A 13957-nucleotide genomic window follows, 5' to 3' on the forward strand; every position below is an offset into this window, starting at 1 on the left:
CATGATCATCTATATCTTGCGTCGTCTGCTGCTACTGATCATTACGCTGTTTTTGCTGTCGCTGGTCAGCTTCAGTCTCAGTTACTTCACCCCGAATGCCCCGTTGGAAGGTGCGTCGCTGTTTGATGCCTGGTGGTTCTGGTTTAAGGGGTTGTTGCAGCTCGATTTTGGTGTTTCCAGCACCAACGGCCAATTGATTGATCTCCAGTTGCGCGAGGTTTTTCCTGCCACCCTTGAACTGTGCATTCTGGCGTTTATGTTGGCCCTGCTGGTCGGTATTCCGCTAGGGATCTGCGCCGGGGTGATGCGTAATAAGTGGCAGGACAAGGCCATCAGCGCGCTGGCACTGCTTGGCTTCTCTATGCCGGTGTTCTGGCTGGCGCTGCTGTTTACCCTGTTCTTCTCATTAACCCTCGGCTGGCTGCCGGTATCAGGGCGTTTTGATTTGCTCTACCCGGTGCAGAACGTCACCGGTTTTGCGCTGATTGACGCCTGGATAAGCCATTCACCGTGGCGTCATGAAATGTTGATGAGCGCGCTGACCCATATGATTTTGCCGGTGATCGTACTGGCGGTGGCACCCACTACCGAAGTGATTCGCCTGCTGCGCGGCAGTACCAGCGAAGTGATGGATAAGAACTATGTCAAAGCAGCGGCCACGCGGGGTTTGTCACGCTTTACCATTATCCGTCGTCATGTGCTGCATAATGCGTTGCCGCCAGTGATCCCACGTCTGGGTTTGCAGTTCTCCACCATGTTGACGCTGGCGATGATTACTGAAGTGGTATTCAACTGGCCGGGGCTGGGCCGTTGGTTGATCAACGCCATTCGCCAGCAGGATTATGCAGCGATTTCAGCTGGCGTGATGGTGGTGGGTAGCCTGGTGATTGTGGTTAATGTGTTATCTGACATTGTCGGTGCCGCACTTAATCCATTGAAACATAAGGAATGGTATGCCCTACGATAATATCTACGCCGAAAAACGGCAGCCCGGCACCTTCCGCCTTAGCTGGCAGCGTTTTTACCACGACACCAGCGCGATGATTGGTCTATACGGCTTCGGCGCGTTGCTGTTTTTGTGCCTGTTTGGCGGTTTGCTGGCCCCTTATGGCATTGACCAGCAGTTCCTGGGCTACCAGTTGCTACCGCCGTCGTGGTCCCGCTATGGCGATGTGTCGTTCTTTCTCGGCACTGACGATCTGGGCCGCGATGTATTGAGCCGTCTGCTGAGCGGTGTCGCGCCCACAGTGGGATCCGCCATTCTGGTGACATTGCTGGCCAGCTTCTGCGCCCTGTTACTCGGCGTGCTGGCGGGCATTACCCACGGTTTGCGTTCAGCGGTGATGAATCACGTACTGGATACCCTGCTGTCAATTCCGTCGCTGCTGCTGGCGATCATCGTGGTGGCGTTTCTTGGCCCGCGCCTCGAACATGCAATGCTGGCGGTATGGCTGGCGCTGATCCCGCGACTGGTGCGCGAAATCTACACCGCCGTGCATGACGAGATGGAAAAAGAGTATGTGGTGGCGTTGCGCCTTGATGGTGCGCGCAATCTGAATATTTTGTGGAACGCGGTGCTGCCGAATGTGCTGCCGCTGCTGGTTGGGGAATTTACCCGCGCCCTGTCGATGGCGATCCTTGATATCGCGGCCCTCGGCTTTCTCGATCTTGGCGCACAGCTGCCTTCGCCCGAATGGGGCGCGATGCTGGGTGACTCGCTGGAACTGATTTACGTTGCGCCCTGGACCGTGATGCTGCCCGGCGCAGCGCTGATGGTGAGTGTGTTGATTGTTAACCTGCTGGGCGATGGCATCCGTCGCGCCGTAGAAGCGGGAGCTGAATAATGCCGTTACTTGATATCCGCAATCTGACCATCGAATTTATGACTGCCGAAGGGCCGGTAAAAGCCGTCGACCGCATCAACCTCACCCTGACCGAAGGCGAAGTGCGCGGTCTGGTGGGCGAATCCGGCTCCGGCAAAAGCCTGGTAGCGAAAGCCATCTGTGGCGTCACCAAAGACAACTGGCGCGTCACCGCCGACCGTATGCGTTTCGATGATATCGATTTACTGCGCCTTTCGCCGCGCGAGCGCCGTCGCATCGTCGGCCATAACGTGTCGATGATTTTCCAGGAGCCGCAATCCTGTCTTGATCCCTCAGAAAGTATTGGTCGCCAGTTGATGCAGGCCATCCCACGTTGGACCTTTAAAGGTCACTGGTATCAACGGCTGTGGTTCTGGCGCAAAGCGCGCGCCATTGAGCTGTTGCACCGCGTCGGCATCAAGGATCATAAAGACATTATGCGCAGTTTCCCCTATGAGCTGACCGAGGGGGAGTGTCAGAAGGTGATGATCGCCATCGCGCTGGCGAATCAGCCACGTCTGTTGATCGCCGACGAGCCGACTAACGCGATGGAGCCCACCACCCAGGCCCAGATCTTCCGCCTGTTAAGCCGCCTTAACCAGAACAACAACACCACCATTTTGCTGATCAGCCATGACTTACGCACCATGAGCCAGTGGGCCGATCGCATTAACGTGATGTATTGTGGCCAGACGGTAGAAACCGCGCAAAGTGAAGACCTGATGGGAACGCCCCACCATCCCTACACCCAGGCGCTGATCCGCGCGATGCCCGATTTCGGTAGTGCACTGCCGCATAAAAGCCGTCTCAATACCCTGACCGGGGCGATTCCCTCGCTGGAGCATCTGCCAATTGGCTGCCGTCTCGGGCCGCGCTGTCCCTATGCACAACGCAAATGCATTGAGACACCGCGTCTCAACGGAAACAAAGCGCATCTCTACGCCTGCCACTTCCCGCTGAATATGGAGGGCCAGTAAGCATGGAAACGCTGCTTGAAGTGCGCAACCTGAGCAAAACCTTCCGTTATCGCACCGGGTTATTCCGCCGTCAGCATGTGGAAGCGGTGAAAGATGTTAGTTTTACCCTGCGCGATAAACAGACGCTGGCGATTATTGGTGAGAACGGCTCCGGCAAATCCACGCTGGCGAAGATGTTAAGTGGCATGGTCGCGCCGACTGAAGGACAGATCCTGATTGACGATCATCCGCTGGAGTATGGTGACTACGGTTATCGTAGCCAGCGCATCCGCATGATTTTTCAGGACCCGTCGACCTCACTCAATCCACGCCAGCGCGTCAGTCAGATCCTGGACTTCCCCTTACGGTTGAACACCGAGCTGGACGATGAAGAGCGCGAGAAGCGCATTATCGCCACGCTGCGCCAGGTCGGTTTGCTGCGCGATCATGCCGGGTATTACCCGCATATGCTGGCCCCCGGGCAAAAGCAACGCCTGGCACTGGCGCGTGCGCTGATCCTGCAACCAAAGGTGATTATCGCCGATGAAGCACTGGCGTCGCTGGATATGACCATGCGCTCGCAGTTGGTCAATTTAATGCTGGAACTTCAGGAGAAGCACGGCATCTCCTATATATATGTCACGCAGCATATCGGCATGATGAAGCACATCAGCGACCAGGTGCTGGTGATGCATCAGGGCGAGGTGGTGGAACGTGGCGGCACCGCCGATGTGCTGGCCTCCCCGCTGCACGAGCTGACCAAACGGTTAATTGCCAGCCATTTTGGTGAAGCACTCACCGCCGAAGCCTGGCGGCGTGAACGTTGATTGTTCGCTGCATCGCGGAAAACGCGGTGCGATTTACCGCATTTGACAGAGACGTGCTAGAATCCGCACGTCGATTAACGTCGGTCGCACACTTTTTAATCATTGCGACCGCCAACAACAATGACCATAAGGATTACAGCTATGGGTTTTCTTTCCGGTAAGCGCATTCTGATTACTGGCGTTGCCAGTAAACTTTCCATCGCCTACGGTATTGCGCAGGCGATGCACAAACAGGGCGCAGAACTGGCTTTCACCTACCAGAACGACAAACTGAAAGGTCGTGTGGAAGAGTTTGCTAAAGAATTGGGTTCAGACATTGTTCTGCCGTGCGATGTGGCAGAAGACGAGAGCATCACTGCGCTGTTCACCGAACTGGCAAAAACCTGGCCGAAATTTGACGGTTTCGTTCACTCCATCGGTTTCGCCCCAGGCGACCAGCTGGATGGTGACTATGTCAACGCCGTTACTCGTGAAGGCTTCAAAATCGCTCACGACATCAGCGCCTACAGCTTCGTCGCGATGGCCAAAGAGTGCCGTGCGATGCTGAACCCGAATTCAGCACTGCTGACCCTGTCTTACCTGGGTGCAGAGCGCGCTATCCCGAACTACAACGTGATGGGTCTGGCGAAAGCGTCTCTGGAAGCCAACGTTCGTTACATGGCGAACGCGATGGGTCCGGAAGGCGTGCGTGTTAACGCCGTGTCTGCTGGCCCGATCCGTACTCTGGCTGCTTCAGGCATCAAAGACTTCCGTAAGATGCTGGCACACTGCGAAGCGGTTACCCCGATTCGTCGTACCGTGACTATCGAAGACGTGGGTAACTCTGCGGCTTTCCTGTGCTCCGACCTGGCCGGTGGTATCACGGGTGAAGTGGTACACGTTGATGGCGGCTTCAGCATTGCCGCGATGAACGAGCTGGAACTGAAATAAGTTCCTGAGGGCGAGCCTGGCTCGCCCTTTTCTTTTTCAATCCGCGCGATAAATCGCGCCGCTACACACCCCCCTTATACATTCTTGCTATTAATTATCACCGATCATTCTTTTGCCCCGGACCGCCCTTCGGCGACGATAAGCTAGCCCTTTGGTGCGCCCAGAATTTTCAGATTGTGGCGACCGACACCGAGTCCGTTTTTTGCAAAAGGAATGACCATGGAACAACGGCGTTCTCCAGGCCATGACCAGTGGTTTTACGAAAGCCAGACCCGCCCGCAGCATAGCGCCGCCGCGCCGCTGGTGCCCGAGGCGGCTTATCTCGACGATCGTTTTCTGCTGGGTTTGCAGCAAGAAGCCAGTGCGTTACAGCCGCTGTTGCTGCGTTTTCAGCCAGCGCTGCTGGCAGCGCGCGATCTGAGCCAAATCCTGTTTCCCGATTCATTAACCCCCAGCCTGACCCATACGCTGACGTTGTACGATCGCCTCAGCACCGCGCTGACCGTGGCGCAGGTCGCCGGGGTGCAACGGTTGTGCAATCATTATGCGGCACGTTTGAATCCGCTGCCCGGCCCTGATTCATCGCGTGAAAGCAATAACCGGCTGACGCAAATCACCCAATATGCACGCCAACTGGCGATGCAACCGGCATTGATTACCGCCAACAGCATCAGCGCACTGGACGCCGTTGGACTGACCGAACCAGATATTGTCACCCTGAATCAGTTAGTGGGGTTTGTCAGCTATCAGGCGCGCGTGGTGGCCGCCTTGCAGGCGATCATGGGCCTGCCGGTGCGTTGGATCCCTGGCGTATCACCGCCACCCGATGCCGATGCGGCGCTGTTTCAACCGTCCCCGGTCTGGCAGCATGCGTTAAAACCGGTAGAACTGCGTTACGCCAGCGCAGAACAACTGGCAGCCATCACCTTTTGTCAGGGGATGGATGGTCTGGAAGATGCGGTTTGGCTGCTGGTGCATGACGCCCAGGCGCTGTATGGCTGGGCAACTTTACAGCAGCGACTCAACGATCATTTTGCGCAAGATGAAGCGTTGGTGCAGGCGGTGAGCGCACGCATCCTCGGCTGCCAGCGCCAGTTCGACCGCTTCGCGGGTAGCGCACGACAGACGCTGCTCAGGGAGGTTGCCGGTGACAATCCACTGGTGACGGTGAGCGCCCAGCTGACCCGTTTACCTGAAAGGTTCAGTGCTGCCCATCTGCAACCGCTGTTGAACGCGGGCTGGAGCGCAGAGCGAATATTTACCCTGCTTCAGGCGGTGGCACTGGCAAACTGGCAGGACCGCCTGTCGATGGCGTTGGGCGAGACGCGTTAATCGGGCAAATGCCCGCGTGCCTCATCGAAGAAGTGCTGAGCCAGCGGCGTCGCCCTGCCCGGCTCAGCAATCACCAATGCCGCCTGCCGTCCCATTGGGGCGATCGCAATCGGGCGGCGTTGCAGGTTTTGCAGCATTTCCGGCAACAGATGCCCGCACGGTGACACCATCACCCCCAATCCAACCTGTGCGCTTTGCAATAGCTGCATAATTGACGCGCTTTCGACGATCACCCGTGGCAGCAACTCCCGCGCTCGCAACTGGCTGTCGAGATAACGTCGGAAATAGCGAGTTGGCTCCGCGAGACATAAAGGCTGACTGGCAAGCAGTGGCAGATCCAGCGTCTGATGTTCCAGCAACGCCGGAAAAAATTCCGGGTTGAACACCGCCTCCACACCACTGTCCTTCAGCAGCGCCGTCTGGAAATGCAGCTCGCGCAGGGCATTGAGTTCAAAAAAACCAATCCCGCCATCAACGGTATGGCTGTTGAGCGCATCCAGCAGTTGATCGGCGCTCATGGCTGACACCCGGTAGTCAAGCTGCGGATAGCGGGCTTCCACCGCCTTCAACAACGCAGGTAACGCCACGCTGCACTGCGGCATCACGCCGAGACGCAGGGTGCCATTCACGCCGTGTTTTAGCGATTCCACTTCCAGCTTCAGTCCCTGATAGACGGAAACTATCTCGCGCGCCCACGCCAGCACCCGTTCCCCTTCCGGGGTGAAGCCATCAAAATTGTTGCTGCGATTGATCAGCGATAACCCCAGCTCGCGCTCGAGGTTTTTCAGGCGCATCGACAGCGTGGGCTGGCTGACAAAGCTCGCCTCCGCCGCGCGGCCAAAATGGCGCTCGCGCTCAAGATTGCAAAGATAGATTAACTGTTTGATGTCCATAGTTTTTTCACAAGGATTATCGTGCCACCTGGCGGGCGCGATGCAAGGCGGTCAGTGACATCATCGTCAACATCAGGCCAATCATTAATAACAATTTAAAGCTAATGGCTTTTAACAGCACGATACCCACTACCCCGCCACCGAGGAACGCCAACACCGTGAACAGATGCAGCTTCAGCCGTTCAATGTACAACGGGGCATCCTTGGGGGATTCTTTGCGCCGCAGCACATCCAGCAGCATCGCCAACTCGATACCGATGTCGGTAGAGGTGCCGGAAACGTGGGTGGTTCTGACGCGCGCGTTGGAAATCCGCGTCACCACCGCATTCTGCAATCCCAACAAAAAACTCAGGCTGAAGATCAGTTGCACGCCAGAATCGTTATTGGGAAACCAACTCTCCAGCACGCCGAGCACCAGCAAGGCAATGCCCTCAATAAAGATATTAATGGCATAGATGCCACGAATTTCACGCCGCCGCCCGGCATTGATAATCAGGGTCGAGACGGAGGAACCGGCGATAAACAGCAGGATAATCACCAGGAAAAACAGGCCGATGTGGAGATCAACTTTTGCCAGGTGATCCGACAACAGCGAGACGTTGCCGGTCATATTGGCGGAGAAAAAACCCACGGTTTCAAACGCCGCGGTGTTCAGTGCCCCGGCCACCGCCGCCAGGGTACAAGCGAGGCGGCGGTCGGTATTGTAAGTTCTGGAACTTTCAGTGCTTAACAGCATGGTATATCCCTGACTACCATCAATTTGGCTATCATCCTGCCAGCGCTGAATATTCTCAAGCGCTTTCCGGTCAGGCGACACCCAACGCACTTTTCACCTCGTTGGCAATCTTTTCCACCTGGGGACCGTAAATCACCTGCACGTCATGCTCGCTGACTCGATTGACGCCATTGGCACCGGTGGTCATCAGTGTCTGGTCCACCACTTCATTCATCTGTTTGACACGTACGCGCAACCGGGTAAAGCAGCAATCGACGTCCTCGATATTGGCTTCACCACCCAACCCGCTGATGATGACCCGGGTACGTTCATCGGCTGCCACCTGTACAGGTTTGTGTTCATCGTCAGATTCACGTCCCGGTGTTTCCACCCCCATACGGGTGATGACAAAGCGGAATCCGTAGTAGTAAATCGGTACGTAAATCACCCCCAACACCAGCGTCCACCACCACTGGGTTTTGCTGCCGCCGAGAATGCCGAACACCACCAAATCGATGGCACCACCCTGCACGTTTCCGATCATCAGGTGCAGCATCGACATCAGCATAAACGACAACCCCATCAGCAGCGCGTGCAGGATATACAGCACCGGCGAGACGAAGATAAAGCAGAATTCCAGCGGTTCGGTAATGCCGGTGGTAAAGGAGGTCAGCGCACCGGCCAGCATCAGCGCTTTGACGCGCTGCTTATGCTCCGGGCGGGCGGTGTGGTAGATCGCCAACGCCGCCGCAGGCAAACCGAACATCATCACCGGAATTTTGCCCTGGGCCAGAAACTGCGTCGCGGTACGCACGGTAGCATCCGGGATCGCGCCGGGATTAGTCAGCGAGGTGTTGAAAATGTTTAGCGCACCGACAATGGTTTGCCCGTCTACCGTCGCCATGCCGCCAATCGGGGTGAAACGGACGGTTTCATTGAGGATATGGTGCAATCCGGTCGGGATCAGTAACCGTTCGCAGGCACCCAGTAAAAACGCACCGTACTGGCCGCTTTTCCCAATCATCTGCCCCACCCATGCAATGGCGGCACCGATGGTCGGCCAAATCAACGCCAGCAACACCCCGATCAACGGCAACACCACGATGGTGACAATCGGTACAAAGCGTCGCCCGCCAAAAAAGCTAATGGCGGTGGGGAGTTGCTGAGTATAGAAGCGATTGTGCAGCGCCACGGTGGTAAGCCCCGCAATCACCCCTCCCAGCACGCTCATGTTGTAGGTGAAAATGCCCAGCATCTCGATATATTCCGCTGAGGTCATCATCGCGGTGGTCTGATCCATCCCCGCCTGTTGTAGCGCCTGCGGCGTGGTGGTGGCGGCTGTCAGCCCTTTGGCCGCCAGCGTGGTGCTGATACCGACATTCATGGCGATATAGCCAATCACGGCGGCAAAGGCGGCGGTGGGCTTCTCTGCTGTTGCCAGTCCAATCGCACTGGCAACAGCAAAGAACACCGGGAGGTTGGCGAATAACGCGCCCGCCACTTTACGGATAAAACCAATGATCAACTGCGGCACCTGCATCTGTACGAAGGCGTCACCGGTGATCGCCGGATTCTGCATGGCGGCGGCAAGTCCGAGGAAGATCCCGGCAGCGGCAATCACCGAGATGGGCATCATCAAGGCTTTACCGAAAGCGTGAATTTGGCTGGCCAAAGGCTTCATGGTTCAGTTCCTTGCAATAATTGAAAGTACAATTATTAGCCAGTTATCGACATCGCACGTAACCGCACCGCGTTGGCGATCCGCCAAAGTTTGAACTGGCTCACGCTTCTGTCCGTTTCACGCGATAAACGCCACCTATCGCACCATTAAGTCAATCAATTAGACAACTTTTGCTGTCAGTCGCAAACTTCTTGCCAACAGTCGTCATATCCTGATAACAACTCCTAAACAATAAGCCTGCATCTACTATGAAATTTAAACGTAAAATTCAGCCCTACCGCGCTGCTGCTGGTGGATGGGGCTCTTTGGAAGCGACCACCCGTTTTGTCCTTGACAGTAAAGCTGCCCTGAAAAACATGCGTAACCTGTTGCGCATGAATAAGGCGCGCGGCTTTGATTGCCCCGGCTGCGCGTGGGGCGATGACAACAAAAGTACTTTTAGTTTCTGTGAGAACGGTGCCAAAGCGGTCACCTGGGAAGCAACCCGCCGTGTGGTTGAGCCGGCGTTCTTTGCCCAGCACAGCGTCAGCACGCTGTATCAACAAAGTGATTATTTCCTCGAATATCAGGGCCGTCTGACCCACCCGTTACGTTACAACCGCGAAACCGACCATTATGAGCCAATCAGCTGGGACGACGCTTTCGCGCTGGTTGCCAGCCATTTACAGGCGATGGACAATCCCGACCAGATGGAGCTGTATACCTCCGGTCGCGCCAGTAACGAGGCGTCCTGGCTGTATCAATTGTTTGGTCGCCTGATGGGTACCAACAACTTCCCCGACTGCTCCAACATGTGCCACGAAGCCAGTGGCTCCGGCCTGAAACGTAGTATCGGCGTGGGTAAAGGCACCATTCGTCTCGACGATTTTGATCATGCAGATGCGATTTTCGTCTTTGGTCAGAATCCGGGGACTAACCACCCGCGTATGCTGCACAGCCTGCGTCATGCCGCCGACCACGGCGCACGCATCGTCACCTTTAATACCCTGCGTGAGCGTGGTCTGGAGCGTTTTGCCGATCCACAAAAACCGCTGGAAGTGGTGACCTCGATGGCGGGCACCATCAGCTCCGCCTATTACCAGCCGAATCTCGGCGGTGATATGGCTGCGATACGCGGCATGGTGAAAACGCTGCTGGAAACCCATCGCGCGCTGATTGCCGCCGGGGAAAAAGGTCTGTTTGACGAAACCTTTATCAACGCCGCCACGCAGGGCGTGGAAGCTTACCTGGCAGCGGTGGATAACACTCGCTGGGAAGATATTGTGCGTCAGTCCGGTCTGAGCGAAGCGCAGATCCGCGAAGCCGCCGCCATTTACCAAAGTGCTGACCGGGTGATCTGTACCTGGGCGATGGGCATCACCCAGCACAAGCATTCGGTGGATACGGTGCGTGAAATTGTTAACCTGCAACTGCTGTTTGGTCAGCTCGGCAAAAAAGGGGCGGGCCTGTGTCCGGTTCGTGGCCACAGTAACGTGCAGGGCAACCGTACCATGGGCATTGACGAGAAGCCGAGTAAACCCTTCCTCGATGCGTTAGGTCAGCATTTTGATTTTGAACCACCGCGTGAGCACGGCCACAACACCGTTGAGGCGCTGAACGCCATGCTGCGTGATGAAGTGAAGGTGTTGATCGCGCTGGGTGGTAACCTGGCAGCAGCCGCACCGGACTCGCCGCTGACGGAAGAAGCGCTGCAACGTTGTGGTCTGACGGTACATATCAGCACCAAGCTCAACCGCAGCCATCTGGTGCCGGGCCATGAGGGCTTGATTCTGCCGACGCTGGGCCGCACCGAGCGCGATCGTCAGGCAACCGGTAACCAGTTTATCACCGTGGAAGACTCCTTCAGCATGGTGCACGCTTCTGAGGGCGTAGGCATTCCGCTGGCGGATACCCAACGTTCTGAAACCGCGATTGTCGCCGGTATCGCTCATGCCACTCTCGGCAGCGATAAAGTGGACTGGCTGGCGCTGGCCGGGGATTACAATCTGATCCGCGATCATATTGCCGCCACCATCCCTGGCTTTGCCGACTTCAACACCAAATGTGACATCCCGGGGGGGTTCTACCTCGGTAACGCCGCCGCAGAATTGCGTTTCAACACCCCGTCGCAGAAGGCGGAGTTCAGCAATGCCGCCCTGCCCAGCTCGTTGTTCCCGCAGTTGGGCGACGTGGAAGTGCCGTTTACGCTGCAAACCCTGCGTTCACATGACCAGTACAACACCACCATTTACGGCCTCGATGACCGTTATCGTGGCGTCTACGGTCAGCGTGAAGTGGTGTTTATTCACCCGGATGATATGCAGGCACTGGGCTTCACTGAAGGCCAACTGGTGGATATCGAAACCCTGTGGAACGACGGTTTGACCCGTCGCGTCAGCGGTTTTAAATTGGTGCCCTACAATATTCCGCGTGGCAACCTGGCGGCGTATTACCCGGAAACCAACCCACTTGTCCCGCTTTCCAGCTACGGTGACGGCAGCGGCACACCGACCTCAAAATCGGTGCCAGTCAAACTGGCATTAACTGCCGCCGTACCCACCCAACGTATTGCCTGATCTGAAGGTTATCAGAAGGTAAAAAAGCCGCGTTAAGCGGCTTTTTACCCTGTTTTGGCCTTGCCGCGCGGGCATGATTCGCGTAAAACTGTCAGCCGCTCTTAGGCCACGAAACTAAATAAATTATGTTCCAGGATAACCCGCTGCTCGCGCAGCTGAAAGAGAAGCTCCACGCGCAGACGCCGCGCGCCGAAGGCGTGGTGAAAGGCACGGAAAAAGGTTTTGGCTTTCTGGAGGTTGATGCTCAGAAAAGCTACTTCATTCCACCGCCGCAAATGAAGAAAGTGATGCACGGCGACCGCATCGTTGCTGTGATCCACACCGATAAAGATCGCGAAAGTGCCGAGCCGGAAAGCCTGGTTGAGCCATTCCTGACGCGTTTTGTCGGCCGCGTACAGAAGAAAGATGATCGCCTGTCTATCGTGCCAGATCATCCGCTGCTGAAAGATGCTATTCAGTGCCGTGCTGCCCGTGGCGTGACCCACGATTTCCAGGCCGGTGACTGGGCCGTGGCTGAAATGCGTCGCCATCCTCTGAAAGGCGATCGTGGCTTTTATGCCGAACTGACCGAATTTATTACCACTGCGGATGACCATCTGGCACCGTGGTGGGTCACGCTGTCGCGCCACAACCTGGAGCGTGAAGCGCCGGAAGTCGGTTTTGGTGAGATGATTGATGAGTATCTGACGCGTGAAGACCTGACCGCGCTCGATTTCGTCACCATCGACAGCGCCAGCACCGAAGATATGGACGATGCGCTGTACGCAGAAGAGACTGCCGAAGGCAACCTGCTGCTGACTATCGCCATTGCCGATCCTACCGCTTATGTGCCGGAAGGCAGCGCGCTGGACAAACTGGCCGCGAAACGCGCCTTCACTAACTATCTGCCGGGCTTCAACATCCCGATGCTGCCGCGTGAACTGTCTGATGACGTTTGCTCGCTGCGCCCGAATGTACGCCGTCCGGCGCTGGCGTGCCGCGTTACCGTGTTGAAAGACGGTAGCCTGGCCGACGATATCCATTTCTTTGCCGCCTGGATCGAATCCAAAGCTAAACTGGTCTATGACGAAGTATCAGACTGGCTGGAAAACAACGGTAGCTGGCAGCCCGCCAGTGATGCCATTGCCCAACAGATTCGTCTGCTGCATCGTCTGTGTCTGGCGCGCGGCGACTGGCGTCAAACTCACGCCCTGGTGTTCAAAGACCGTCCGGATTACCGCTTTGTCCTGGGTGAAAAAGGTGAAGTGCTGGATATCATTGCCGAGCCTCGCCGCATCGCGAACCGTATCGTAGAAGAAGCGATGATCCTCGCGAACGTCTGTGCCGCCCGCGTGCTGCAACAGAAGCTGGGCTTCGGTATCTATAACGTGCATACCGGTTTCGACCTCGCCAACGCCGAACAGGCAGCAGGCGTGTTGGCCGGACACGGTATCACCGTTGATGCGCAGGCCATCACTACGCTGGAAGGTTTCCGTCAGCTGCGCCGTGAGCTGGATGCCCAGCCGACCCAGTATCTCGACAGCCGTATCCGTCGTTTCCAGGCCTTTGCTGAAATCAGCACCGAGCCAGGCCCGCACTTTGGCCTTGGTCTTGAGGCTTACGCTACCTGGACCTCACCCATCCGTAAGTTCGGCGATATGATTAACCATCGCCTGCTGAAAGCCATTATTCGCGGTGAAGCGATCAATCGCCCGCAGGATGATGTGACCGTGACCATGAGCGAACGTCGCCGCCTGAACCGTATGGCCGAGCGCGATGTCGGTGACTGGTTGTACGCGCGTTTCCTCGCGCCGTTTGCCGGTGGCGATCGCAAGTTCAGCGCAGAAATCATCGACGTTTCCCGTGGTGGTATGCGTGTGCGTCTGCTGGAGAATGGCGCGGTAGCCTTTATCCCTGCCCCGTTCATCCACGCGGTGCGTGATGAGCTGGTGTGTTCCCAGGAAAACGGCACCGTACAGATCAAAGGTGAAGTCGTTTATCGCGTCACCGATGTGATCGACGTGACCATCGCCGAAGTGCGTATGGAAACGCGTAGTGTAGTGGCGCGTCCTGCCAGTTAAGTTCTGACATCACCCGTAGCGGTGCGATTTATCGCGCAGGTTTTAAAAAGCGCGCGATAAATCGCGCCGCTACGGGACTCCTCCTTTTAAGTAATTGTTAAATTTGCACCTCGCTTCACACTTCTTCATCGATTCGCTGTCGCTTA

The 13957-nt window shown here is 56.5% G+C and carries 11 protein-coding genes; 8 read left to right on the top strand and 3 right to left on the bottom strand.

Annotation, left to right across the window (positions count from 1 at the left end):
• Position 1 precedes the first annotated feature (1 nt).
• From sapB to CTZ24_RS10695, 6 genes are all read left to right on the top strand, one after another.
• On the top strand, positions 2-967 hold the full coding sequence (gene sapB / locus CTZ24_RS10670; RefSeq protein ID WP_021183122.1) for a putrescine export ABC transporter permease SapB: 966 nt from the start codon (positions 2-4) through the stop codon (positions 965-967).
• Positions 954-1844, top strand: a complete 891-nt coding sequence (gene sapC / locus CTZ24_RS10675; RefSeq protein ID WP_021183121.1) for a putrescine export ABC transporter permease SapC — start codon at positions 954-956, stop codon at positions 1842-1844. Before sapB ends, sapC begins: the two co-directional genes overlap by 14 nt.
• Positions 1844-2839 carry a putrescine export ABC transporter ATP-binding protein SapD gene (gene sapD / locus CTZ24_RS10680; protein WP_021183120.1) on the top strand — a complete coding sequence of 332 codons (996 nt, stop codon included), beginning with the start codon at positions 1844-1846 and terminating at the stop codon, positions 2837-2839. The genes sapC and sapD overlap by 1 nt, the downstream gene beginning before the upstream one ends.
• A 2-nt stretch (positions 2840-2841) precedes the next feature.
• Positions 2842-3645 carry a putrescine export ABC transporter ATP-binding protein SapF gene (sapF, locus tag CTZ24_RS10685; RefSeq protein ID WP_021183119.1) on the top strand — a complete coding sequence of 268 codons (804 nt, stop codon included), beginning with the start codon at positions 2842-2844 and terminating at the stop codon, positions 3643-3645.
• A 141-nt stretch (positions 3646-3786) separates the two neighbouring features.
• Positions 3787-4575: an enoyl-ACP reductase FabI gene (gene fabI / locus CTZ24_RS10690; RefSeq protein ID WP_021183118.1), complete on the top strand. Its 789-nt coding sequence runs from the start codon at positions 3787-3789 to the stop codon at positions 4573-4575.
• Between the two features lie 219 nt (positions 4576-4794).
• A complete protein-coding gene (locus CTZ24_RS10695) occupies positions 4795-5907 on the top strand; it encodes a CMD domain-containing protein (RefSeq protein WP_208723501.1) in 1113 nt (370 codons plus the stop codon).
• Here the strand turns inward: CTZ24_RS10695 and CTZ24_RS10700 are convergent.
• The 3 genes from CTZ24_RS10700 to CTZ24_RS10710 all read right to left on the bottom strand — a co-directional run bounded on the left by CTZ24_RS10700 (position 5904) and on the right by CTZ24_RS10710 (position 9196).
• Positions 5904-6800, bottom strand: a complete 897-nt coding sequence (locus tag CTZ24_RS10700; RefSeq protein WP_208723502.1) for a LysR family transcriptional regulator — start codon at positions 6798-6800, stop codon at positions 5904-5906. The genes CTZ24_RS10695 and CTZ24_RS10700 overlap by 4 nt on opposite strands.
• A 16-nt stretch (positions 6801-6816) precedes the next feature.
• Positions 6817-7536, bottom strand: coding sequence for a YoaK family protein (locus CTZ24_RS10705; protein WP_036625134.1), 720 nt, complete (start codon positions 7534-7536; stop codon positions 6817-6819).
• A gap of 70 nt (positions 7537-7606) precedes the next feature.
• A complete protein-coding gene (locus tag CTZ24_RS10710) occupies positions 7607-9196 on the bottom strand; it encodes a PTS transporter subunit EIIC (protein ID WP_208723503.1) in 1590 nt (529 codons plus the stop codon).
• Positions 9197-9444: 248 nt separating this feature from the next.
• Between CTZ24_RS10710 and CTZ24_RS10715 the strand changes: the two genes are divergently transcribed.
• Positions 9445-11751, top strand: a complete 2307-nt coding sequence (locus tag CTZ24_RS10715) for an FdhF/YdeP family oxidoreductase (protein ID WP_208723504.1) — start codon at positions 9445-9447, stop codon at positions 11749-11751.
• A gap of 125 nt (positions 11752-11876) precedes the next feature.
• Positions 11877-13811: an exoribonuclease II gene (locus CTZ24_RS10720; protein ID WP_208723505.1), complete on the top strand. Its 1935-nt coding sequence runs from the start codon at positions 11877-11879 to the stop codon at positions 13809-13811.
• The last annotated feature ends 146 nt before the right edge of the window (positions 13812-13957 follow it).

Source organism: Pantoea phytobeneficialis, assembly GCF_009728735.1.
Classification (GTDB): Bacteria; Pseudomonadota; Gammaproteobacteria; order Enterobacterales; family Enterobacteriaceae; genus Pantoea; species Pantoea phytobeneficialis.